Source organism: Streptomyces scabichelini (genome assembly GCF_011045015.1).
GTDB classification, from domain to species: domain Bacteria; phylum Actinomycetota; class Actinomycetes; order Streptomycetales; family Streptomycetaceae; genus Streptomyces; species Streptomyces scabichelini.
On the sequence record NZ_JAAKZY010000028.1, the window covers coordinates 28,599 to 51,357 of the forward strand.

16 protein-coding genes and 3 pseudogenes are annotated in these 22,759 nt (G+C 67.7%); 10 read left to right on the top strand and 9 right to left on the bottom strand.

Going from position 1 to position 22,759, the window contains the following annotated elements; all coding sequences use genetic code 11:
- Positions 1-17 precede the first annotated feature (17 nt).
- Both G5C60_RS11735 and G5C60_RS51845 read right to left on the bottom strand, forming a co-directional pair.
- On the bottom strand, positions 18-920 hold the full coding sequence (locus tag G5C60_RS11735) for a LysR family transcriptional regulator (RefSeq protein ID WP_165257954.1): 903 nt from the start codon (positions 918-920) through the stop codon (positions 18-20).
- Positions 921-1,045: 125 nt separating this feature from the next.
- Positions 1,046-1,523, bottom strand: a pseudogene (locus tag G5C60_RS51845) (IS630 family transposase); the annotation flags it as partial.
- A 422-nt stretch (positions 1,524-1,945) separates the two neighbouring features.
- Here G5C60_RS51845 and G5C60_RS11745 point away from each other — a divergent pair.
- The 6 genes from G5C60_RS11745 (at position 1,946) to G5C60_RS11770 (ending at position 8,861) form a co-directional block, all read left to right on the top strand.
- Positions 1,946-3,196, top strand: coding sequence for a branched-chain amino acid ABC transporter permease (locus tag G5C60_RS11745; RefSeq protein WP_165257837.1), 1,251 nt, complete (start codon positions 1,946-1,948; stop codon positions 3,194-3,196).
- A gap of 4 nt (positions 3,197-3,200) precedes the next feature.
- Complete coding sequence (locus tag G5C60_RS11750) at positions 3,201-4,181, top strand: branched-chain amino acid ABC transporter permease (protein WP_165257840.1); 981 nt, start codon at positions 3,201-3,203, stop codon at positions 4,179-4,181.
- A gap of 127 nt (positions 4,182-4,308) precedes the next feature.
- Positions 4,309-5,217: an ABC transporter ATP-binding protein gene (locus G5C60_RS11755; RefSeq protein WP_206439379.1), complete on the top strand. Its 909-nt coding sequence runs from the start codon at positions 4,309-4,311 to the stop codon at positions 5,215-5,217.
- On the top strand, positions 5,214-6,098 hold the full coding sequence (locus tag G5C60_RS11760; RefSeq protein ID WP_165257847.1) for an ABC transporter ATP-binding protein: 885 nt from the start codon (positions 5,214-5,216) through the stop codon (positions 6,096-6,098). Before G5C60_RS11755 ends, G5C60_RS11760 begins: the two co-directional genes overlap by 4 nt.
- Before the next feature lie 122 nt (positions 6,099-6,220).
- Complete coding sequence (locus G5C60_RS51045; protein WP_206439380.1) at positions 6,221-7,531, top strand: ABC transporter substrate-binding protein; 1,311 nt, start codon at positions 6,221-6,223, stop codon at positions 7,529-7,531.
- Positions 7,532-7,628: 97 nt separating this feature from the next.
- Complete coding sequence (locus tag G5C60_RS11770) at positions 7,629-8,861, top strand: MalY/PatB family protein (RefSeq protein ID WP_165257850.1); 1,233 nt, start codon at positions 7,629-7,631, stop codon at positions 8,859-8,861.
- Positions 8,862-9,344: 483 nt separating this feature from the next.
- Here G5C60_RS11770 and G5C60_RS11775 read toward each other — a convergent pair.
- The 7 genes and pseudogenes from G5C60_RS11775 to G5C60_RS11805 form a co-directional block, all read right to left on the bottom strand.
- Positions 9,345-10,173: pseudogene (locus G5C60_RS11775) on the bottom strand (amidohydrolase family protein).
- A 147-nt stretch (positions 10,174-10,320) separates the two neighbouring features.
- Positions 10,321-10,800: a hypothetical protein gene (locus tag G5C60_RS11780; RefSeq protein ID WP_241266700.1), complete on the bottom strand. Its 480-nt coding sequence runs from the start codon at positions 10,798-10,800 to the stop codon at positions 10,321-10,323.
- Between the two features lie 129 nt (positions 10,801-10,929).
- Positions 10,930-11,724 carry an IS21-like element helper ATPase IstB gene (gene istB, locus G5C60_RS11785; protein ID WP_165257853.1) on the bottom strand — a complete coding sequence of 265 codons (795 nt, stop codon included), beginning with the start codon at positions 11,722-11,724 and terminating at the stop codon, positions 10,930-10,932.
- A gap of 13 nt (positions 11,725-11,737) precedes the next feature.
- Positions 11,738-13,375 (bottom strand): annotated as a pseudogene (istA, locus tag G5C60_RS11790) (IS21 family transposase).
- A gap of 214 nt (positions 13,376-13,589) precedes the next feature.
- Positions 13,590-15,557 carry an acetoacetate--CoA ligase gene (locus tag G5C60_RS11795; protein ID WP_165257856.1) on the bottom strand — a complete coding sequence of 656 codons (1,968 nt, stop codon included), beginning with the start codon at positions 15,555-15,557 and terminating at the stop codon, positions 13,590-13,592.
- Complete coding sequence (locus tag G5C60_RS11800; protein WP_165257858.1) at positions 15,554-16,855, bottom strand: aspartate aminotransferase family protein; 1,302 nt, start codon at positions 16,853-16,855, stop codon at positions 15,554-15,556. Before G5C60_RS11800 ends, G5C60_RS11795 begins: the two co-directional genes overlap by 4 nt.
- Positions 16,852-18,213, bottom strand: a complete 1,362-nt coding sequence (locus G5C60_RS11805) for an aminotransferase class III-fold pyridoxal phosphate-dependent enzyme (RefSeq protein ID WP_165257861.1) — start codon at positions 18,211-18,213, stop codon at positions 16,852-16,854. The genes G5C60_RS11800 and G5C60_RS11805 overlap by 4 nt, the downstream gene beginning before the upstream one ends.
- Before the next feature lie 271 nt (positions 18,214-18,484).
- Between G5C60_RS11805 and G5C60_RS11810 the strand changes: the two genes are divergently transcribed.
- The 4 genes from G5C60_RS11810 to G5C60_RS11825 are packed head-to-tail and all read left to right on the top strand — an operon-like array spanning position 18,485 to position 22,576.
- The gene (locus G5C60_RS11810; protein WP_338145785.1) at positions 18,485-19,801 is read left to right on the top strand and encodes an MFS transporter; all 1,317 of its coding nucleotides are present in this window, start codon (positions 18,485-18,487) and stop codon (positions 19,799-19,801) included.
- Positions 19,798-20,826 carry a phosphotriesterase family protein gene (locus G5C60_RS11815; RefSeq protein ID WP_165257871.1) on the top strand — a complete coding sequence of 343 codons (1,029 nt, stop codon included), beginning with the start codon at positions 19,798-19,800 and terminating at the stop codon, positions 20,824-20,826. The genes G5C60_RS11810 and G5C60_RS11815 overlap by 4 nt, the downstream gene beginning before the upstream one ends.
- Complete coding sequence (locus G5C60_RS11820; protein WP_165257876.1) at positions 20,823-21,800, top strand: phosphotriesterase family protein; 978 nt, start codon at positions 20,823-20,825, stop codon at positions 21,798-21,800. Before G5C60_RS11815 ends, G5C60_RS11820 begins: the two co-directional genes overlap by 4 nt.
- Positions 21,801-21,859: 59 nt before the next feature.
- Complete coding sequence (locus G5C60_RS11825) at positions 21,860-22,576, top strand: TetR/AcrR family transcriptional regulator C-terminal domain-containing protein (RefSeq protein WP_165257879.1); 717 nt, start codon at positions 21,860-21,862, stop codon at positions 22,574-22,576.
- Positions 22,577-22,759 lie beyond the last annotated feature (183 nt).

The following is a 22,759-nucleotide window of genomic DNA, read 5'->3' on the forward strand; positions in this document are numbered from 1 at the left end:
CGAAGCCCTCTCGGGCGTCAACTCCGGGTCAGATCCCATGAGCTGCGGCTGATTCGGTCGAGCGCGACGCGGGCAGCAACGACTGCCGGGTGATCGTGGCTGCCAGTGCGGGTAGCGATGAGGACGCGCCGAGTGTTCGGCGGCGTCAGCTCGGAAAGTGTCACCGTAGGAGCGTGGACGCCCCAGGCAAGTTTTGGTAGGAATCCGACCGCCTGCCCGGCTTCGATCAATCGCACATGGAAGGTGAGGTCGGTCGACTGGTAGCGAACGTGGGGTTCAAAGCCGGCTTGGCGACAGACAGCGTTGGCCCAGCGCCTGGCGGCATTGCCCTCGGGCTCCATGACCCAAGGCAGGTGTGCGAGAGCTGCGAGTTGCGCCGGCTCGCCGTCCGGTGGGGTGGCAAGAAGAAGAGGATCCTCGAGGAGAAGCTGAGTGTGCAGGCCGGTCAGAGCCCACGGCGGCTCTCCCGGGTACTCCTCGGCGAGGACCAGGTCGAATTCGTGCGCGACAAGTGCCCGCAGCGGTGTGCGTTCGTTCTCCTGATGCACGTGGACGCGAAGCTGCGGATGCTCACGCTGAAGCAGCTCTACGGCAGGTAGGACCAGAGTCTTAGCAGCAGTCTGGAAGGTTGCAATCCGCAAGTCCCCCTCGAGCACAGTTTTAGTCCGCGCGATATCGGCCTCAGCCTGCTCGAGCCGGTCCAAGATCACCTCGATATGCCCGACCAGCATCTCCGCCGCGGGCGTCAGACGGACCCGACGTCCCATTGGTTCCAGGAGCGGGACACCAACCTCGGCCTCCAGCTGCGAAAGCTGCGAAGAGATGGTCGAAGGACTGTATGAGAGGGCCGAAGCCACAGCTGCAAGGGTGCCGCGGTGCTTGAGTTCGCGCAGCAACCGAAGCCGGTGAAGGTCGTACATCACGCACCAATCGCCGCCCGTGACCACCGATTCGTCGCTTGAGATAACCAATCGTACGCGTATACATGTGCTGCCTCGCATTGAGGCACCGCGAGACTGCCTCGTCTTGCGGCATGTCCAACGAGACCGTGAGGAGCGGAGAGGTTGTCCAGAATGATGTAGACGGGGCGCCGCCGGGTCGGGCGGCTTGGATCGACCTCAGCGCGGCCAGGGTGTTGACGGAGCCCTTGCGGCGCCGGTTGACGCCCCACGGCCAGTCGTCGCCCACGGAGTAGTGGCCGTGGAAGTAGGTGACGCCGTGGGTGCGGCGGTAGGTCGCCGACAGGCGGTCGGGCCTGCCCTGCTTCGCCCAGCACGAGCCGGCGGTGGGCCGGATCCCAAGGGGTCCGAATTCGTCGTAGGCGAACCGGTGGATCACATCGCGCGCGATGTTCTCGTCGGCCTGCATCAGCTGGGCGATCATCGGAACACGGTTCCCGCCCGCCGGGTCCAGCAGCATCATCGCGCGGTAACCCACCGAACTCGTGCTACGCGGCGCACGATCCGCTGCAGCTTCTGCCCCTCCTGGCCGGTCAGTCTGCGTACACGGACAGGCGCAGCCACCGCACCCCCACCAGTCGAATGGACGTCACCGCATATCAACCGCCGCCACGACCACCGACCCGGCGAACCTACGCGGTCACAGCACTGGATACGGCTTCTTCCCGGTGATTGGTCGAAAATATCGATGAGTGCGCATCGATAACGACGACTGGACCGGCCAATGGAGGGGCGTCTAGCATTCCAGAACCTCGAGAATCAGCCACCCCGAGATCCGCGCTACGGCCGACGCAGCCCGCGGCGCATTGGTATCGGTCCCTCGGTCTTCCCGCGCTGTCGTCGCTGCCTGCCGGCCCGCCCGGCGCCCGCAGCCCGCCGATCAGATATCCCGCCATGCCGACTTCGGAGAGGCCATGACACCACCCCGTGCACGTTGGCGCGTGCGCCGCCATCCTGCTCGCCTGTCGCTACTGCGGGGAGCGGTCATGCTTGCGATCGCCCTGCTCGGCGTCGTGGCAGCGAGCGCTCCGACGTACGCGGCTGGTGATCGGACCGTGCAGGGAACGTTGCGTAACTCTGCCGACAACAACGCACCGGTCGCTGGGGTGAAGATCAGTGTCCAGACCAGTACGGGGAAGACCTACACGGGCGCCAGCAACGACCAAGGCCGGTTCGCGATCACTGTGCCCGGCAGTGACTCGGGCACGCTGACCGTCATATTGGACACCAAAACGCTTCCCGATGCTGTGCGGATCCGCGACGGAGCGTCGAACACCTTGCGGCCAACGGGCAGCTTGAGCACGATCACCGTCAACTTCCCCCTCGGCCCCGATACGCGTCAAGTGTCGACGGTGTGGGACCAGGTTCCCCAACTGCTCTACAACGGCCTGCTGTTCGGCCTGGTGCTGTCGTTGGGGGCTCTTGGCCTGTCCATGGTGTTCGGCACGACGGGACTGTCGAACTTCTCCCACGGCGAGCTGGTGACCTTCGGGGCATTCGCCACCTATCTCGGCAACCGAGTCGTAGGGCTGCCCATCGTCGTGGCGGTGACGGTGGCGGTAGCGCTGTCGGCGCTGTTCGGCTACCTGAACGAAAAGGGTTTGTGGAGTCCACTCAGACGCCGCGGAACGGGACTGATCGCCATGATGATCGTCTCGATCGGTCTGCAGTTCCTTCTCCGGAACTTCTACCAGTACTTCTCAGGTGGCCGCGCCTTGACCTACCGCGAATACGTCACGCCCGCCGGCCGAGACGCCTTCGGCTTGTTCACCTATACCGATCGGGATGTTGTCATCATCTCCATCAGTGGGCTTGCGCTCGTCGCGGTCACTCTTGCTTTGCAGTACACCCGGCTCGGTCGCGCCACGCGCGCGGTGTCGGACAATCCGGCCCTGGCCTCTGCGACGGGGATCAACGTCGATCGTGTCATAGCCACGGTGTGGATCGTGGGCACCGCGCTGGCGGGACTGAGCGGGGCGTTCTTGGGATTCTCCCAATCGGTGACCTACCAACTGGGAGCGCAGGTACTGCTGTTGGTCTTCGCCGCCACCTGCGTCGGAGGTCTGGGATCAGTGTGGGGCGCGATGATCGGCTCGATCATCATCGGGCTGTTCGTGGAGACCTCGACCTTGGTCATCCCATCGGAACTCAAGTTCGCAGGCGCGATGGTTCTGCTGGTGCTGGTCCTGCTCGTACGACCACAAGGCCTGCTCGGCCGCGCCGAGAGGATCGGGTGAGGACATGGACATCATCGGCGCCTTCACGGGGGCACTGCACGACGGCTTCGGCTATCTGGCCGTCTCGTTCTGCCTGGCTGCGATCGGTTTGAACATTCAGTTCGGCTACGCCGGGCTGGTCAACTTCGGTCAGGCCGCCTTCTTGTCGGTAGGCGGTTACATCATGGGCGCGGCGATCGCGACAAGCGGGATTCCCACCGTCCTTGCGATCCTGCTCGCGATCGCCTTCACCGTGGCGTTGGCGCTGATATTGGGTATTCCCACCCTGCGTCTTCGGGCGGATTACCTGGCGATCGTCACCATCGCGGCGGCAGAGATCCTACGACTTGTGTTCGGGACGTCGTTCCGAACGTACTTTCACGGCAAGGACGGTGTGACCGGCTTTACCGCCGGGTTCCGAAGCCTCAACCCGCTGCCGAACTACGACGGCTTCTTCCTGACCTACAGCCGGGAGGAGCTGTGGACAATCATGGTCGGCTGGGGCCTGGTCATCATGATCAGTCTGCTCACCTGGGCCCTGATGCGATCACCGTGGGGAAGGGTTCTTCGGGGCATCCGTGAAGACGAGGATGCGATGCGTTCTCTGGGCAAGAACGTCTACGGCTACAAGATCCAGGCCCTCATCCTCGGTGGAGTGGTCGGATGCGCCGGAGGTTTCGTGGGCGCGTTCGGGGCCGCTTCGGTCCAGGCCGACACGTTCAACCTGGACTTCACCTTCATCGCCTTGACCATGCTCATCCTCGGCGGCGCCGCTCGGATCCTTGGTCCGGTCGTCGGCGCGGTGATGTTCTGGGCGATCCTGTCGTTCCTCGGATCGGTCTTGACGCAGTTGGCGGGCTACCCGGTCGTGGCGCGGTTCATGAACGCCGACCAAGCATCAACCATCCGCCTGATGTTGGTCGGATTGGCGCTGATGCTGCTGATGATCTACCGGCCGCAAGGCATCTTCGGTGATCGAAGGGAGATCGCGCTCGATGCCCACTGACAACGTCCCCACTGACAACTTCCCCACTGACCACCTCTCCTCGGGCACCGCGCCCAAGGACGTCTCCGCTGCCGGTGATACGTCCCAGCCAAGGGTTCCCGACCCCGGCGCCGGGGAGAACAAGTCGATGCGCGAGTGCCGGACCGCTTTGCAGTCGGTGCCGCATGAGCCTGGCGCTTCCAAACCCGACCCCGTTGTGGTCGTGAACGGAATCCGCCGCACCTTCGGAGGCCTCACCGCGGTCGACGTGGAACACCTCGAAATCCAACGTGGGGTCATCACCGCCTTGATCGGACCCAACGGTGCAGGCAAGACCACGTTCTTCAACCTGCTCACCGGCTTCGATCAGCCCGATGCCGGTTCCTGGTCCTTCGACGGGACACCGCTCAAAGGCAAGGCAGCCTACAAAGTGGCACGCCTCGGCATGGTCCGGACATTCCAGCTGACCAGAGTGCTCTCGAAACTGACAGTTCTGGAGAACATGCGGATGGGCGCCACAGGTCAGCGTGGCGAGCGCTTGTGGGCCGCCGCGCTCCCCGCCCTGTGGCGGGCGCAGGAACGAGACATCACCGACCGGGCCCGGGACCTGCTCAAGCGGTTCAAGCTCGACGCCAAGGAGGAAGACTTCGCCGGATCCCTGTCAGGCGGCCAGAGAAAGCTGCTCGAGATGGCGCGAGCGCTCATGGTCGAACCGAAGCTGGTCATGCTCGACGAACCCATGGCCGGCGTCAACCCAGCGCTGAAGCAGTCCCTGCTCGGGCATGTGAAGTCGCTGCGGGATCAGGGAATGAGCGTCCTGTTCGTCGAACACGACATGGACATGGTGCGAGAGATCTCCGACTGGGTGGTCGTCATGGCCCAGGGCAAGGTGATCGCCGAGGGACCCCCCACATCCATCATGTCCGACGAACGTGTCATCGACGCCTACCTCGGAGCTCACCACGACACCGACATCAGCGAGCTCGAACGCGTAATCCAGGTCGAGAACGCGCACGACCACGCCGAGCAGAGGGCCGACCGGGAGGTCCCGAGATGACTTCTGCCCATCACGGCCCATCGGACTCCCAGGTCACCGACCAGGGCGAGATCGTGGCTGAAACCGACCCCAACGTTCCAAAGATCGACGAGGCAGCTCGGACAAGGCATCTGCAGGCGGCCGAGGGCGCAACTCTTCGCGCCGACAATCTGATCGCCGGGTATCTCCCCGGAGTCAACATCCTGAATGGCGCCGATCTGTACTGCCAACCCGGCGAGTTGGTCGGCATCATCGGACCCAACGGCGCCGGCAAGTCGACATTGCTCAAAGCACTCTTCGGGCTGGTCAAGGTCACCACCGGGACGGTTCGCCTGCGGGGCGAGGAGGTCACGAACCAGCGCGCCGACGCACTGGTAACCCAAGGGATCGGCTTCGTACCGCAAACCAACAACATTTTCCCCTCGCTCACCATCGAGGAAAACCTGCAGATGGGGTGCTATCAGGCCCCCAAGAAGTTCGCCCCCCGGTTTGCGTTCGTGACCGATCTGTTCCCTGCGCTGGGCCGGCGCCGCAAGCAACGGGCCGGACAATTGTCAGGCGGTGAGCGGCAGATGGTGGCCATGGGCCGGGCTCTGATGATGGAACCCTCCGTGTTGTTGCTCGACGAACCCTCAGCGGGCCTGTCCCCGGTGATGCAGGACGAGGTGTTCGTCCAGACCCGAGCCATCAACCGCACCGGTGTATCGGTCGTCATGGTCGAGCAGAACGCACGCCGCTGCCTGCAGATCTGCGACCGCGGGTACGTCCTCGACCAAGGACGCAACGCCTACACCGGGTCCGGACAGTCGCTGGCCCGTGACCCCAGGGTGATCGAGCTCTATCTCGGCACCTTGGCCAAGGCCGCCCAGGCAGACAGCACACCTGCCGGCAGGCGGAACTAGGACCACGACCACACATATGTGTCGGTCGAATCCTCCCCTCGCGTCCACTCCTGACACCCGCCACGGCACGGTCGTGCACCACACCAATAGCGCACCAGTCATCACCCACACCTGGAGGTCCCATGTCGCTCCCGCGACGCATCATCTGTATCGCCGTTTCGGCCTCCGCCGCGCTGGCAACCGCCGCCTGCAGCTCCAACAGCACCCCCACCGCAGCCGGCAGTGAGCCGCCAGTCAAGGCGGGCACCCAGCTCTACTTCGTAGACGGCAACACCGCCGACTACTCCGGTGATTTCGAGCCCGGCACTCTCAACGGTGTGCGCGCCACCCTGCCCGGCGGCAAGATCGGCGACGAGTTCCGGCAGAGGATCCTCAAGATCAACAGCAAGGTGAAGGACTTCACCTACGCTCCGGAGGCCTACGACGCCACGATCCTCTCTGCCCTGGCTGCGGTCGCCGCCAAGAACGACTCCGGCAAGGCGATCGCCGAGAAGGAGATCGGCATCACCAGGGACGGGACGAAATGCACCAGCTTCAAGCAGTGCGCCGACCTACTCGCCGACGGAACGGACATCGACTACGACGGCGCCTCCGGCCCCATCGAGATGAACTCGACAGGAAGCCCGTCCGCGGCGACCGTCGGCATCTACCAATTCGGGCAGGACAACAACTACAAGAACGTCGGCTACGTCAACGGCACCACCCCGGACCAAGGCAACATCCGAGCCGACCAGAAGGTCAGCGGCCCAATTTCCAAGGGGGACGGCGCCCTTACGTTCGGCACCTTGCTCCCTGCCACCGGGGACAGCTCCTTCCTCGGCGCCCCGCAGTTCGCCGGCGTGGACCTGGCCATTGACGAAATCAACAAGGCCGGGGGCGTGCTGGGCAAAAACGTGAAGCAGCTGAAGGGCGACTCCGGTGACGGGTCGCCGAACATCGCGCCGTCCGAGACCGACAAACTGCTCCGCGGTGGCGCCGACGTCATCATCGGCGCCGCTTCCTCTTCGGTGTCGCTGTCGGTCATCGACAAGATCACCGGGGCCGGCGTCGTCCAGATATCGGCCGGAAACACCTCGACCGCATTCGACACCTACCCCGACCACGGCATGTACTTCCGCACGGCCCCCTCCGACGTCCTGCAGGGGCAGGTGATGGCCCAGACCATCAGCGAGGACGGTCACAGCAACATCGCAATCGTCGCCCGACAGGACGCCTACGGAGAGGCATTGGCGAAGAACGTCCGCTCCTTCTACGAGGAGTCCGGCGGCAAAGTCGTCTCCTCTGTCCTCTACGACGCGAACGCAGCCAACTACACGGCCGAGGTGGAGAAGGTGAAGGCCCAGCACCCGGACGCCATCGTGCTGATCTCGTTCGACGAAGCCAAGAAGATCGTCCCGGAACTCATCAAAGCCGGCATCGGCCAGAACGGCTGAGCCCGTACCCGGCCGGTGGTCGTGGCTGACGGATCCGCCCCGCAGCCACGACCACCCGGACTGCCGTATCGCCCGTGGAGTGGGAGAAGGGTTTCGCATGACCACCAGACCAACAAAAGCCATGCCTACCGCCACCGCAGAGCACGGTGCCGACCCTGATTTTGACACGGTGTACGACCGCGCCACTTTCGGGTCAGCGAAATGGGCCAACCAATGGGACGAATTCTCACCGCGTGTCCGGGGCGAGGATCTGCTTTCGCTATGGACGGCCGACATGGACTTCCGGGCACCGAAAACCGTCATCGACCGCCTGCGCGCCGCTGCGGACCACGGTATCTACGGCTACACCCTGCGCGACCCGGAACACTTCCAGATCGTGCAGAACTGGTTCACCGTCAGGCACGGCTGGACACCGCCGGTGGAAACGCTTCTCCCGGCCCCTGCGATCATGTCCTCGGTCGCAGCAATCTTGCGCACCTTCACCGCCCCCGGAGATGGGGTGATCGTCCAATCACCGGTCTACTCGCCGAACTTCGAGGCCATTACCGGTAACCACCGGCGGCTGCTCGTGAACCGGCTACGGCTCATCGACAACCGCTACGAGTTCGACCTCGACAACCTGGCCGAGCTGGCTGCATCCGGCGCGAAGGTGCTATTGCTCTGCAACCCCCACAATCCCTCGGGCCGGAGCTGGACGGCCGACGAGTTGCTCGCCGTGAACGACATCTGTGCGCGCTACGACCTTCTGGTGATTTCCGACGAGATTCACTGCGACATCCGACTGAACGGCCGGCCCCACGTCGTCTACGCCTCGATCAGCAGCGACGCCGCCCGCCGAGCATTCATCTGCACTGCCCCCACGAAGACCTTCAACCTTGCCGGCCTGCCATCGGCCACACTCTCGGTTGCCGATCCATCCCTGCGTTCGGAACTGCTGAACGCCATGCGGGCATCGTTCATGATCAACGCGCACTATTTCGGTCGTCTCGCCTTAGAGACTGCCTACACGACAGGTGGTCCGTGGCTCGACCGGCTGACCGACTATCTCAAGGGCAACGTGGCCTTCGTGCACGAGTTCGTCCAAGAGCGACTGCCCGAGATCACGCCGATGCCGCCCGACGCATCGTTCCTGGTCTGGCTGGAGGCTCGTGAGCTTGACGCTCGTGTGGGCGGGCTGCACCAGTTCCTTGTCGACCGTGCGGCTGTCAATCTCTACGACGGCCGGGTCTACGGCCCCGGAGGAGAGGGGTACGTCCGACTCAACGTCGGCTGCCCCCGGAAGGTGCTGACTGAGGCGCTCGAACGCATCGATCGTGCGCTGTCACGCTAGCCCTCCTCGGCCTCACCGCCACGAGTGACTGCCCGCAGCGGGACCAGCGGTGGCCTCGGCGCGGGCGGTGGCCCGGTCGGGCCAGAGCGGGTGTCCACGATCAAGGGGGAGCTTCAAAGAGGTGCTTGACCGGCACGCCGGGCTCCTCGGCGCGACGCCGACGCAGATGGTCGCGGTACGGGCCGACCCCGCCACGGCGACACCTGGCTCAAGACCGCTTTGTACATGGCCGGTTCAAGCGCCGCCCGGATGAAGGGCACCTACCTCGGCGCCCAGTTTCGAAGGCTGGTGCCGCACCGCGGCGTGAAACGGGCGACCGTCGCGCTCGACCGGGAACGGATCGCCGCCGCGGGCCACTCGCCCGTCCTCGACGGCGACGGCACGCCTGCGCGGACACCGGCCGTGCTGGACCGAAACAGGACTTCCTCGAAGATCGAACGGGCCGACATCGTCGTCACCGAACTGGCCGGGCCGCCTCCGCTACTACTCCCAGCCCAGTACCCGTGCCGCGTTGTCCTTGAGGATCAAGGGTCGTACGTCGTCCTTGATCGCCAGCCCGGTGAAGTCGGCCATCCAGCGGTCGGGAGTGACAACGGGGAAGTCCGAGCCGAACAGCACCTTGTGTTTGAGGAAGCTGTCGGCGGCGCGTATGAGCTGGGGCGGGAAGTACTTCGGTGACCAGCCCGACAGGTCGATGTAGACGTTGGCCTTGTGGGTGGCGATGGAGATCGCGGCGTCCTGCCAGGGCACCGAGGGATGTGCCATGACGATGGTCAGGTCGGGGAAGTCGGCGGCGACGTCGTCGAGGAGCATCGGGTCGGAGTGGCGCAGCTTGATGCCTCGCCCGCCGGGCAGACCGGCGCCTATGCCGGTCTGTCCGGTGTGGAACAGGGCGGGGACGCCGAGTTCGGCGAGGGCTTCGTAGAGCGGGTAGTGACGGACATCATTGGGCTGGAAGGCCTGCAGGCTGGGGTGGAACCGATCCGAAGGGGATGAGTACGTCGGGATGTTCGGCGGCCTGGTCGGCGATCTCCTCGCTGGAGAGGGCCGGATGGCCGGTTGCGGCGGTGGCGTCGACCGTGAACACGACTGCGGCCATGCGCCTTGCGCGGTAGTGCTCGGCGATTTGGGTGAGGGTGGGCGTGCGGTTCTCGGAAGATTTGAAGTAGGACGCCGAGGCGTCCATGAGCTCGTCGTCGAGTGAGTAGCAGCCGTGGGCGTCCTGTTCGACGTGGACGTGGACATCGATGGCTTGGCTTCGAACGAGTCCTCTGGCCCCAGAGGAACGAGTCTTCTGGCCCCGATTAGCGATCTTCGGGGCCTGCTGTGAACGAGTTGATTGGCCCCACCTGAGTCCGTGAGAGCCGTGCGCGGCTCACTTTCTGGGTGCCAGGCCGACGGCCTGCACTGGTGACTGCTTGCGGTCGGCGCAATTCCTGACATCTTCTCCGGCCGGTGGTCATTCGATCCCGAGGGGTCCGATGCCCAGATCCTCACGCATGCGGCGGCGCATCTCAGCCATGGCCGTGCGGCGCTGTTGGATGAAGGCTCGGTCCTCGGCGGAGCCGACGGCCACCCCGCGGGCATAGGCGTCGCGCATCCGACGCAGGCTGTGAAACGCCTCGTTCCCGGCCGCAACAACGAGCGGCGGACCCACGAGCCAGAGCTGCTCGCTTGCCGTGTGCAATCCGGTCCCACGGAAGGCTTCGCGCACCGCCGCATCACGCGCTGACTCGGACATGTGATCGCCCAGGGCGACAGCCCGTATCTCTTCCCCCGCGTCTTTGAGGGCGGAGGCGTACTCGGTGTACACGGCGCGCCGCACTTCCAGAGCGTGTCGTGCTTCCTCGCGCCGCCACCTGTTGCGATCGGCGATCAGGGTGGCGGCGATGCCGATAGCGGCACCTGTCAGCGTGGAGAGCAGAGGCATCCAGTCCATGCGCCGCATGCTGTCTCAACCACTGCTGCGACACCAGCGGCTCACTCGGCTCAAGCCGGTCATGCTGCCATGGCCTCGGGGTGCCGGCGAATAGGCCGCTCGCCCCGCCGAGGACCGAGCCCGGTCTGTTCAGGAGGCTGCGGTGGCCTGTTGGCGGGCTTTGGTGTGGGCGAGCCGATAGGAGTCGCTGCCGGTCTCGATGATGTTGCCGCCGAAGGTGAGGCGGTCCACGATAGCCGCGCAGAGCCGGGGATCGGTGAAGGTCTTGGTCCACGAGGAGAACGACTCATTGGAGGCGATCGCCATGCTGTTCTTTTCCTCGCGCTCGGTCAGAACCTGGAACAGCAGTTCGGCGCCGCGCCGGTCCAGCTCCATATAGCCCAGCTCATCAATACAGAGAAGATCGACCCGTCCGTAGCGGGCGATGGTCTTGGTCAGTACCTTCTCGTCGGCGGCCTCCACAAGTTCGTTGACGAGCTTGGTGGCCAGGACGTACTTGACCCGGAACCCGGCCATCGCGGCCTCGGTGCCCAACGCGATCAACAGGTGTGATTTGCCGGTGCCTGAGTCGCCGATCAGACACAGCGGCAGTCCTTTGCGGACCCATTCGCAGGAGGCCAGGGTATGGATGGCGGCGGGGTCGATGGCGGGGTTCGCGTCGAACTCGAAGGTGCGCAGTGCCTTCTCGCGGGGGAAGCCTGCGGCTTTGATCCGGCGCTCGGAACGACGGCGGTTGCGGTCGTCGCATTCGGCCATCAGCAGCTCGGCCAGGAACCCGCGGTAGGTCATCTGGTCGCGGGCCGCGGCGTCGGCGAGCTCGCAGAACTGGCCGCGCATCGTGGGCAGCCGCAGGTTGCGGCAGGCCGCGTCGATGGCGGCATCGGCAGCCGGTTCGGTCAGGCCGCGGTGACGGGTGACGCTCATAGCGGGAACTCCCTCAGCTGGTGGGACGCCCGGACGATGGGCGGGTGTGACGCAGGAGTTGGTCGTAGGCGGCCACCGACGGAAGCGGACGCGGGTCCGGCGGGAGCGCGGCCAGCCGGCGCGCGGTCAGCGACACCACCGGAGAGGCGATCCGGCCGAGTGCCGTGTCCGGGCTGGCCTGGCTCGGGGCCTCGTGTTCGGCGGCCCGGCGTGCTTCCAGGGCGACCGCGTCCGAGGTCACAGCCCCAGCCCGCAGGGCGGCGGCGATCCCGGCGACGACGTGGTCGTGGCTCATATGCCGGTGCAGCAGCAGGACTTCGATCAGCGCGCGGGTGCCGGCCGCGTCGCCGTGCGCGCGGCTGGTGGCTTCCCACCAGGCGTCGTGCACCGGGGTGAACTTCCCCGCCGCGCGGGCCTGGTCCAGCGCGGTGGCCCCGGGCAGCGCGCCGGGCTTGCGCAGGAGTCCTTCCAGGTAGTGGTCCAGGTCCAGGCGGCTGCCGCCGCGGGTGGCCAGGCGTTCGTGGCGGGCGACTTCGGTGCGGCCGTCGTAGACCACCACCTCGGAGGCGTGTAGCAGGACGCGGACCTGGCGGCCGATCAGCCGCACCGGTACCGAGTAGTGGTTCATCCGCACGGTGATCTGCGCACAGCGGTCCACCCGTGGGGTCAGCAGCCGGCCGGTCTCGAAGTGGTCCTCGGGCAGCGGCTGAAGCAGGGGTTTCTCGATGGCGAAGTACTCGCCGACGGTGCGTGGGCGCTCGCCGATCCGGCGCTGGTCGTCCTGCTGGTCCCATGCGTCGATCCGGGCGTTGAGCTCGGCCAGGGTGGCGACTTCGGGGACGGGAACGAGGTGGTTGCGGCGGAATCGGCCGACTTAGCCCTCGACGCCGCCCTTCTCGTGGGCGCCGTCGATGCCCGGCTTGCAGTAGAAGACCTCCAGGCCGGCCCAGGAGCGGAACGCGGTCCAGCGCTCGGTCTCCACCCGGGCGCGGGTGAAGCCGAGGACCTGGGCGACCGCAGAGCTGAGGTTGTCGTAGCGGACTTTTCCGCGCGGCAATCCTCCCAGCACCTGGAAGGCATGGAGGTGGCCCTCGAAGAAGGCTTCCTGGGCCTGCGAGATGAAGATGCGGTGGATGGCCTTTCCGGAGAAGGAGAGCCGGAAGACGAACAGGTAGCACAGGGTGCGTACGCCGTTCAGGGTGATGTAGACGTCGCCGAAGTCGACCTCGGCCTTTTCGCCGGGCCGGTGGGTCTGCGGGATGAACACGCTGGGCGGTCCGCGGCCCTCTTCGACCCAGATCTCGGGCTTGCGGCGCCTGATGTAGTCGCGGACCCGGCCGTAGGAGACGTTGTCCATGCCGTGCTCGTCCACCAGCCGGTCGAAGACCCGCTTGGCGGTGTGGCTCTGCTTGCGCGGGGCGTCCAGGTCGGAACGCAGAATCGCGTCGATCAGGTGCTTGTAGGGGTCGATCACCGATGGCCGCGGAGGGAACGGCTTGCGTGGGGTCGGCCATGGAGAGGTGAGAGCCTCGCGGATCAGCCGTCGGTGGACCCCGTAGCGGCGGGAGAGTTCATGGATCGACAACTTTTCCGTACGCGAGTCCCGGCGGATCGCCGCGAAGAGCTCGACCTTGGATCTCGGGCCGTCCATCCGGGCCCCCTGCCTCTCGGAAGCACATTGATGCTCCCACCGCAAGGCCGCCCCTGGGGCCACTTCTGACGAACACTCATACCCCGATCAAGCCCCAGGGGCCACAGGACTCGTTCCAATGGGGCCAGAGAAGTCATTCACAGCCAATGGCGTCCAGTGTGGTGAGTTCCATGCTGTGTTCTCCCGGTACGGGTGGTCGCCGTGGGCTGTCGCGTCAGTGCGCGGAGCGCTGGGCGGCCAGAGCGGTGAATGTGTCCAGCCCTGTCGGTTCGGCCAGGCTGTCCCGGTCCACGACGTCGGCCGGAGCGGCTCCCAACAGGATCTTCTTCGCGGGCAGTTCGAGTTTCTTGCCGGTGCGGTTCCGCGGGACGACCGGCACGGCGGTGATGCGGTCGGGCACATGGCGCGGGGAGAGGGCGTCTCGCAGCGCTGTCGTGATCCGTCGTCGCAGAGCGTCGTCCAGTTCGGCGCCGTGGCGCGGTACGACGAAAAGGAGCAGTTCGCCGGGGCCGCCGGCGGGGTCCTCCAGGTGGACGACCAGGCTGTCGTCGACTTCGGGCAGCTCTTCGACGACGCGGTAGAACTCCGCCGTTCCCAGGCGCACCCCGCCGCGATTGAGTGTGGCGTCGGAGCGTCCGGCCACCGTGCAGCTGCCCGTCGCCTCGCTGAAGCGCACCCAGTCCCCATGTCGCCACACTCCGGGGTAGGTATCGAAGTAGGCGGCCCGGTAGCGGGAGCCGTCAGTGTCGCCCCAGAAGCCGACGGGCATCGAGGGCATGGGCCGGGTGATGACCAGTTCGCCGAGCTCGTCGGTCACCTCGTTGCCCTGCTCGTCGTACGCGGTGGCAGCGACGCCGAGGCAGGGGCCGGAGATCTCTCCCGCCCGGACCGGCTGGAGTGGGCCGCCCTGCAGGATTCCCGTGCACACGTCGGTGCCGCCGCTGCCTACGTTGAGCAGCACACGGGGGCCGAACTGCTCGCGCACCCAGTGGAATCCCTCGGGTGGCAGCGGACTTCCCGCAGCGCCGATCTGGCGCAGCCGGGAGAGGTCGTGGTCCCGCGCGGGGGTCAGGCCCTCCTTGCGGCAGGCCATCAGGAATCCGGGGCTGGCGCCCATGAGGGTGGCACCGGTCTCCTCGGCCAGCCGCCACTGCCAGTCCAGGCCGGGGTGCAGGGGGTTGCCGTCGATCAGCACGATGGAGGCGCCCACGAGCAGCCCGGAGACCAGCGAGTTCCACATCATCCACGCGGTGGTGGTGAACCACAGGATGCGGTCGCCGCGGCGGAGGTCCCAGCTCAGGGAATGGTTTTTCAGATGCTCCAGCAGGATCCCGCCGTGGCCGTGGACTATCGGTTTGGGTTTGCCCGTGGTGCCGGAGGAGAACAGCACGCACAGCGGGTGGGCGAAGGGGACGGGGTCGAAGCCGGGGTCGGCGGGTGCGGCGAGCAGGTCCGCCCAGGCGACCGTGTCGGTGAGTTCCCCGGGCCCGTACGGTACGTGGACGGTGTGGCGCAGGGTGGGCAAACCGGCGCGGATCGCGGCGAGTTCGTCGCGTCGGTCGATGTCCTTCACGCCGTAGCGGTATCCGGCGGTGGCCAGAAGGATGGTGGGCTCGATCTGAGCGAACCGGTCGATGACGCCGCGGGCGCCGAATTCCGGTGCGCAGCTTGCCCAGATGGCACCCAGGCTCGCGGTCGCCAGGAACGCCACGAGGGTTTCGGGGATGTTCGGCAGGTAGGCGACGACGCGGTCCCCCCTTCCGACACCGAGGCGGCGCAGACCGGCGCGGGCGCGGGCAACCTGGTCGGCCAGTTGCCGCCAGGTCAGCTCCATGGGTCCGCGGGTCTGCGAACGCGCCAGCACCGCCGCGTCGTCGGGCGCGGCTCCCGCCGGCCGTAGGGCGTGCTCGGCATAGTTGAGCGTTGCGCCGGGAAACCATTCGGCGCCGGGCATGTCCCGTCGGCCGAGTACCCGGTCGTAGCGAGTGTGCGTACGGACGTCGAAGTGGTCCCAGATCGACGACCAGAAGCCTTCGAGGTCCGTGACCGACCAGTGGTGCAGGTCGTGGTAGCCGGTGAAGGCAAGATCCCGGGTGCGCTCCAGCCAGGTGAGGTAGTCACCGATCGCGGTGGCGCGGCGCACATCGGGAGCCGGTTCACGCAACAGCTCGGGCTCGTTCATGGGGTGACCTCCGCCTCCGCGAGCCGCTGGAAGGCGTGGGCGTACGCCTGTGCGGCGCGGTCGAGGTCGTTCGTGTCCAGCGCGGTCGACAGGTTGATCATTCCTCGCGGAGTCGTGTAGACGCCGTCGAGGAGCAGCGCCAGGTGCAGGGCGCTGAGCAGGGGGGTGGCGGCGGCCCTGCGGGCCTGTTCGGCGTCGACCGGCGCGGTCGGGGTGAAGTGCACGTTGAGGATGGATCCGGCGCGGGTCACCGTGGCCGGGATTCCGGCCCCGGCCGCCGCTGTGGTGATGGCGTCGGCGAGGCGGCGTGCGGCCCGGTCCAGGCGGCCGATCGCGGGGGCGTCGAGGTGCCGGAGGGTGACGGTACCGGCGGCCGCGGCGGTGAGGTGGCCGTTGAAGGTGCCGGAGTGCGCGAGGCCGCGGTCGGTACTCGCGGCGGTCAGTCTCAGCAGTTCCTCGCTTCCGCCGATCGCGCCGATCGGCATGCCCCCTCCGATGACCTTGCCCATCACGGTCAGGTCTGGGCGGAGTCCGAGCCGGGTCTGCTCGCCGCCGACTGCGTTGCGCAGCGACTGCACCTCGTCCAGGACGAACAGGGCCCCGCGCGCCCGGGCCAGGTCGGCGACGGACCGCAGAAAGTCCGGGCGGCCCGGGATCACGCCGCCAGCGCCCAGGAAGGGCTCGGCGAACACCGCGGCGACGTCCTCGGTGAGCGCCTCTCGTGCGGCGTCGACGTCGTTGTAGGGGACGGTGACGACTTCGGCGCCGTCGGGCAGCAGCGGGGGTGCGCTGCCGTGGTAGGCGCCGTCGAACAGCAGCAGCCGCCCGCGCCCGGTGGCGCGCTGGGCGAGTCGCGCGGCCAGGACCGATGCCTCGGTCCCGGAGTTGGTGAACCGTACCCGCTGCACCGACGGGAGGCGGGCGGCGAGCAACTCCGCGAGTTCCACCTGGAGTTCGTGCGGGCTGGGGAAGACCGCGCCTGATGTCAGTACCGCCGCGGCGGCCGTCATGGCCGGTGGGTAGGCGTTGCCGTGGATGAGCGAGGTGTAGTTGTTGACCAGGTCCAGGTACTCGGTGCCGTCGACGTCGGTCAGCCGCGAGCCATGGCCTTCGGCGAGGATGACCGGGTACGGCGGGTAGTAGGTGACGAACCGGGTCTCGCCTCCAGGCAGCACCGCGGCGGCCCGACGGAAGGCGCTCGCCGATCCGGGGGTGCGGGCGCGGTACTCGGCGAGCAGGGGCCGCAGCCCGGCGGTGTCGCGGGCCGGGCGTGGACGGTCGGCAGGCAGTGTCGTCATGCGGTGGGGGCCCTCTTCCCGCTCAGGGTAGTCAGTGCGGCGTCGAGGAGTTCGAGCAGCAGATCGATCTCCTCGGGGGTTGTGGTCAGGGGAGGGGCTACCAGGACGGCGTCGTTGACCCCGCCGGTCGCCGGGTAGACGAGCAGCCCCTGGTCACGGGCGGCGAGCACGACCGCGCGGGTCAGAGAGCCGACAGGCTCGCCGGGGCTCCTGGTCACACGGTCGCCGACCAGTTCGAGCCCCTGGAGCAGACCGAGTCCGCGGACCTCGCCGATGATCTCGTGCCGCCGGGCCAGGTCCTCAAGCCCCGCGCGCAGTTGCTTGCCGCGCACCGATGCCTTGGCCACCAGATCCCTGGACTCGATGGCCTCCAGGACGGCAAGGGCGACCGCGCTGCCGAGCGGGTTGCCGCCGTAGGTGTGCCCGTTGGTGACGGACGCGGTCCCGGCGGCGATGGTGTCGATGAAGTGCTCGCTGACCAGCACCGCCGACACGGGCGCGTATCCGGCGCCCATCCCCTTGCCCAGGACGACCATGTCGGGGTGTACGTCCCAGTGCTGCGCGGCGAGCATGGTGCCGGTGCGGCCCATGCCGGTCATGATCTCGTCGGCGATCAGCGGCAGCCCGCGCTCGCGGCACAGGCCGGCCAGTGCGGGCAGGTAGCCGTCGGGCGGTGTGATGGCGCCGCCGGCCGCGCCGCCGACGGGCTCGACCACCACGCCGGCCGCGGTGGGGCCGTGGGAGTCCAGCACCTGGGCCGCCCGCTCGGTGAGGAGCGCGGTGAACGACGCGTCGTCGCGGCCCTGGGCGTACCGGTAGGCATAGGGCGGGGTGAGCTCGTTGAAGCCGTGCAGCAGTGCTTCGGCGGCCCAGCGGCGCTGCGGATGGCCGGACAGCGACAACCCGCCGAGGGTGGCGCCGTGGTAGCTCACCGCGTGCGAGACGAACCGCGCCCGCTCGGGCTCACCTCGCTCCCGCCAGTACTGCAGGGTCAGCCGCAGCGCGGTCTCCACGGCCTCCGACCCGCTGTTGCAGAGAAAGACGTACGGGTAACCCGTCATCTCGCTGAGCCGGTCGGCCAGGCGTTCCGACTGCTCGCTGTGGAACGAGCCGCGGTGCGCGAAGGTGATCCGTTCCGCCTGCTCGCTCATGGCCCGCATGATCTCCGGGTCGGCATGCCCCAGGTTCGCGGTCACCGCCCCGGAGCACCCGTCGAGGTACCTGCGCCCGTCGGTGTCGTAAACGAACACCCCACGCCCGTGGCTGACGGAGGGGAGATCCTCACCGAAGTAGAACTTGATCAGTCGGCTGCCGTCGGGCCGCATAGCCGTACGGGGCGGCGAGGTGGCTGGGCGCATGCTGGGCTCCTGGATCGGGCGGGACGAGGAAGGGAACAACCCCGGCCATGTACACCGGCCAGTATGCATTGTACGCGGGACAAGAATAAAGAGGCGGTGTCGCGGGGGCGCTACGCAGTGTTATGGCAGGCGTCGACCTATTGACTGTTGTACGCCGGACAAGCAACCCTGTCCAACGTACAGCTCCCCGTGGCTGCCCTGTCCCCGCTCCATCGATGCCCCCGGAGTCACCATGACGGCAACCTCCCCCTCCCCGAAAAGAACCTCTCCCGTGCCTCCCGAGAACGAGCTCCCGCCCACCGGCTCCCGCCGGGTGCTGGTCTCGGCGTACCTCGGCAGCGTCATGGAGTGGTACGACTTCCTGCTCTACGGCACGGCCTCCGCGCTCGTGTTCAACAAGCTCTTCTTCCCCGAACTCAGCTCGGCTGCCGGCACTCTCGCCTCGTTCGGGACACTGGCCGTCGGCTACGGAGCCCGCCCTCTCGGCGGCATCCTCTTCGGACACTTCGGCGACCGCCTCGGCCGCAAGAGCATGCTGGTGACGAGCATCCTGCTGATGGGCGTGGCAAGCACCCTCATCGGGCTGCTGCCCACGCACAACACCATCGGCATCTGGGCCCCGGCCCTGTTGGTGCTGCTGCGCCTCGTGCAGGGAGTCGCCGTCGGCGGCGAGTGGGGCGGCGCGGTACTGATGACCGTCGAGCATTCCGGAAAGGGACGGCGCGGACTGTGGAGCAGCGTGGCGCAGATGGGAGCGCCCACCGGCCTGCTGCTGTCGACCTTCGTCTTCTCGCTGGCCAACAGGCTGCCCGAATCGGCCTTCATGTCCTGGGGCTGGCGAGTGCCGTTCCTGATGACCGTCGTCCTGGCCACCGTGGGTCTGTACATCCGCCTCGGAGTGTCCGAGACCCCCGCCTTCGAGGCCGCGCAGTCGGAGCTGGCCGCGAAGCGTGAACGGGGCGAGCGGACCCGCCCGCCGATCGTCGAACTGCTGCGCACGCAGCCCAAGGATCTGCTGCTGGCGTCGCTCATCGGGTTCGGCCCGTTCGCGGCCAACTCGGTGCTGATCACCTTTGTGATCTCGTACGCCACCCAGGTCGGGCACAGCCGTTCCACCGCCCTGGACGGCCTCATGGTCGCCTCGGCGGTCTCCCTGGTCTGTCTGCCGCTGGCCGCCGCGCTGTCCGACCGGGTGGGCCGCCGCCCGGTCTACTTCGCCGGCGCGGTGCTGCTCGGCCTCAACTCCTTCCTGCTCTTCCCGCTGGTGAACGCGGACTCCACCCCGCTGTTCCTCCTGGGCTACGCGCTCGCGCTGGGCCTGCACTCCCTGATGTACGGGCCGATGGGCGCCTTCCTGGCCGAGCTGTTCGGTACCGGAACGCGCTATACCGGGGCCTCGTTGGGCTACCAGATCGCCTCCGTGGCGGGCGGTGCGCTGGCTCCGATCGCCGCGACCAGCCTGCTGGCCGCGGGCGGCGGAGCGCCCAACGCCGTGTACGTGTCCTGGTTCATGGCGGGCACCTGCGCCGTGACCGCGCTGGCCGTCCTGCTGACCCGGGAGACCCACAAGACCGAACTGGGCGCATGAGCGGCGTCGTCCACACCGTGCTCGGGCCGGTCGCTCCCGACCGGCTCGGGCACGTCCAGCCGCACGAACACCTGCTCGCCGATCTCAGCCGTTACGCACCGGACGACGCCGTCGACGAGCCCCTCACCCCCGCCAACTACTTCGCCGTGCGAGTGGACCGGAACAACCGGCGGGACATGGTGCTGGACGAGGTGGACACCGCCGTCGACGAACTGGCCCTCTACCGCGAGGCCGGCGGCGGCACCGTGGTGGACGCCACTCCGGTGGGCCTGGGCCGCGACCCGGCCGGGCTGCGCGAGATCTCCCGCCGCTCCGGTGTCCACGTGGTGATGGGCAGCGGCTACTACGTTGCCGCGTTCCACCCGCCCCAGGTCGCCGCCCTCTCCCGCGATGCCATCACCCGGCAGATCACCGGCGACATCGAGGAGGGCGCCGATGACACCGGCATCCGCGCCGGTGTCATCGGTGAGATCGGCATGTCGTGGCCCGCGCACCCGGACGAGGTGAAGGTCCTCCAAGCGGCCGCCCAGGCGCAGGCGGCGACCGGCGCCGCCCTCCTGATCCACCCCGGACGGCACCCCGAGGCCCCACTGCTGCACCTGCGCCAAGCCGTCGACGCGGGCGCCGACCCCACGCGAACCGTCCTGTGCCATGTGGACCGCACACTCTTCGAACCCGACGAGATGCTCGCGCTCGCCGACACCGGCTGCGTACTCGAATTCGACCTCTTCGGCACCGAGTCCAGCTACTACCCGCCCGATCCCACGGTCGATCTACCGAACGACGGAATGCGGGTCCGCCACATCGCCGCGCTCATCGCGGCCGGGCACGGCGACCGCATCACCATCGCCGAGGACGTCTGCCGCCGCACGCAGCTGACCTGCTACGGCGGCGAGGGGTACGCCCATATCCTGCGCCGCGTACTGCCGTTGATGTCGGCGCGCGGCATCGGCCCCGAGGACATCGCCCGGATCACCCGGACCACCCCTGCCCGCCTCCTCACCCTCCCCGGAAGGACCGCATGACCAGCACGGTGTCCACCGCTCGCGGCCTGGTGGCCCGCCAGGAGCTGGGTACGGTTCTGCCCCACGAGCACCTGTTCATCAACCTGATGCGGGAGCGGCGCGCCGATGGGCTCATCGCCGACGAGGCCACCGTCACCGAGGAGCTGAACGTCTTCACCGCCCTGGGCGGCGGCACCGTCGTCGACCTGACCACCGCCGAGCTGACCCCCGGCGCGGCCCCGGACGCCGGGGCTTCTCCGCCCCCGCCCGGTGCCAGCCGGGACCCGGCCAACGTCCTCGCCGTACAAAGGGTCGCCGAAGCCACCGGACTGCATGTGGTGCTCGGCACAGGGCACTACCGCGACCCGTTCCTGGACCGGGACTGGTTCGACCGTCACGGAGCCGACGCCATCGCCGAGGAGATCGTCCGCGATCTCACCGAGGGTTTCCCCGGCACCGGAGGAGTCCGCGCCGGGATTATCGGTGAGGTGGGCTGCGACAAGTGGTACATCTCCGCGGCCGAGGAGCGCTCGCTGCGCGCGGCCGCCCGCGCGCAGCGAGCGAGCGGAGCGGCCGTTCACACACATGCGGCCCGTTGGCCGGTCGGCCTGCCGCAGTTGGACCTGCTCACCTCCGAGGGAGCCGACCCGGCGCGCGTCGCCATCGGCCACTGCGACACGGTGACCGCCCCCGGCTACGCCGAACAGATCGCCCGCCGTGGCGCGTACGTCGGCGTCGACACGATCAACACCGACCATGCCGGCGAGGTGGACCGCCGGGTACGGATGGTGCTGGATCTCGTGCGGGCCGGGTACATCGACAACATCCTGCTCTCCCACGACGTATGTCTGATCTCGCAGCTCCGCGCCCACGGTGGGGGCGGGTACGGGTTCGTCCACACCCGATTTCGCGAGCAGTTGCTGGCGGCCGGACTCGACGCGGGCGAGTTCGAACACATCACGACGGCGAACCCGGCCCGCCTGCTGTGCTCCTGACCTGAGCCCGCGGGCTAACGTATCTCCGTTCGCAGCAACCGTGGAGAGAGGGACAACCGATGGGCGAGAGCAGCGGCCGGCGCGGGGGCAGGCGGGCGGCCCGCAATCCGCTGTCGCGTGCGGAGGTGATCGACGCGGCTCTTCGCTATGTGGACCTGCACGGCCTGGACGCGCTCACCATGCGGGCGCTCGCCACGGAAATGGGGGTCTACCCCACGGCGCTGTACTGGCACACCGGGACCAAGGCACAGCTCGTGGCGGCCGTCTCGGCACGGGTGCTGGAGGACATCGTGCTCCCCGCCGACCACGGCATGGCCTGGGACGAGTGGCTGACCGAGGTCGCCCGGCTGTGTCGCCAGGCGATGCACCGGCACCCCAACCTCGCCCCGATCCTGGGCTCCCAGTTGGTGGTGAGCACCACCGCGGTCCCGTTCGCGGAGCGCGTGGTGGGTGTGCTGGAGCGAGCCGGCTTCTCGGGGCGGGACTTGGTCGAGGTGTACAACGCGGTGGTCGGATTCGTGCTCGGCTGGGTGACCCTTGAGCTCTCCAGCGTGCCGGCGGACGTGGAGGAGGGCTGGCAGAAGGAATACGCGGCCCAGCTACGGACGGTGAACCCGAACACTTTCCCGGCCCTGACCCGCAATCTCAGTCTGCTGGAGAACAACGCGTTCCTGGTCCGCTGGGACTCCGGCAGGGACCGGCCCATGGACGGCAGCTTCGAGACCACACTGGAACTGCTGCTCCTGGGGTTGCGCGCCAAGCTCACCGCACAGTGATGAGGCGAGCGAGCGTTCGCGGTGAGCGAGCACACCGACACCTCCGGATGCCGGGCGCGACCACGTAGTCACCCGGTTTCCTGTCGTCCTCGGCCTACGACGACGCGCACCACGAGGGTGACGTGGGGCGATGGAGGTTCGTTGAGCCCTTGGGACTCGTTCGCGGGGGGTGTGGCTCTGCGG

Excerpts from the sequence above, each read along its gene's own strand:
- G5C60_RS11760 (WP_165257847.1), top strand. The coding sequence starts at position 5,214 with ATGACTTCTGCCCATCACGGCCCATCGGACTCCCAGGTCACCGACCAG.
- G5C60_RS11735 (WP_165257954.1), bottom strand. The coding sequence starts at position 920 with ATGTACGACCTTCACCGGCTTCGGTTGCTGCGCGAACTCAAGCACCGC.
- G5C60_RS11795 (WP_165257856.1), bottom strand. The coding sequence starts at position 15,557 with ATGAACGAGCCCGAGCTGTTGCGTGAACCGGCTCCCGATGTGCGCCGC.
- G5C60_RS11755 (WP_206439379.1), top strand. The coding sequence starts at position 4,309 with ATGCGCGAGTGCCGGACCGCTTTGCAGTCGGTGCCGCATGAGCCTGGC.
- G5C60_RS11745 (WP_165257837.1), top strand. The coding sequence starts at position 1,946 with ATGCTTGCGATCGCCCTGCTCGGCGTCGTGGCAGCGAGCGCTCCGACG.
- G5C60_RS11750 (WP_165257840.1), top strand. The coding sequence starts at position 3,201 with ATGGACATCATCGGCGCCTTCACGGGGGCACTGCACGACGGCTTCGGC.
- G5C60_RS11800 (WP_165257858.1), bottom strand. The coding sequence starts at position 16,855 with ATGACGACACTGCCTGCCGACCGTCCACGCCCGGCCCGCGACACCGCC.
- G5C60_RS11770 (WP_165257850.1), top strand. The coding sequence starts at position 7,629 with ATGACCACCAGACCAACAAAAGCCATGCCTACCGCCACCGCAGAGCAC.
- istB (WP_165257853.1), bottom strand. The coding sequence starts at position 11,724 with ATGAGCGTCACCCGTCACCGCGGCCTGACCGAACCGGCTGCCGATGCC.
- G5C60_RS11825 (WP_165257879.1), top strand. The coding sequence starts at position 21,860 with ATGGGCGAGAGCAGCGGCCGGCGCGGGGGCAGGCGGGCGGCCCGCAAT.
- G5C60_RS11805 (WP_165257861.1), bottom strand. The coding sequence starts at position 18,213 with ATGCGCCCAGCCACCTCGCCGCCCCGTACGGCTATGCGGCCCGACGGC.
- G5C60_RS11780 (WP_241266700.1), bottom strand. The coding sequence starts at position 10,800 with ATGGACTGGATGCCTCTGCTCTCCACGCTGACAGGTGCCGCTATCGGC.
- G5C60_RS51045 (WP_206439380.1), top strand. The coding sequence starts at position 6,221 with ATGTCGCTCCCGCGACGCATCATCTGTATCGCCGTTTCGGCCTCCGCC.
- G5C60_RS11815 (WP_165257871.1), top strand. The coding sequence starts at position 19,798 with ATGAGCGGCGTCGTCCACACCGTGCTCGGGCCGGTCGCTCCCGACCGG.
- G5C60_RS11820 (WP_165257876.1), top strand. The coding sequence starts at position 20,823 with ATGACCAGCACGGTGTCCACCGCTCGCGGCCTGGTGGCCCGCCAGGAG.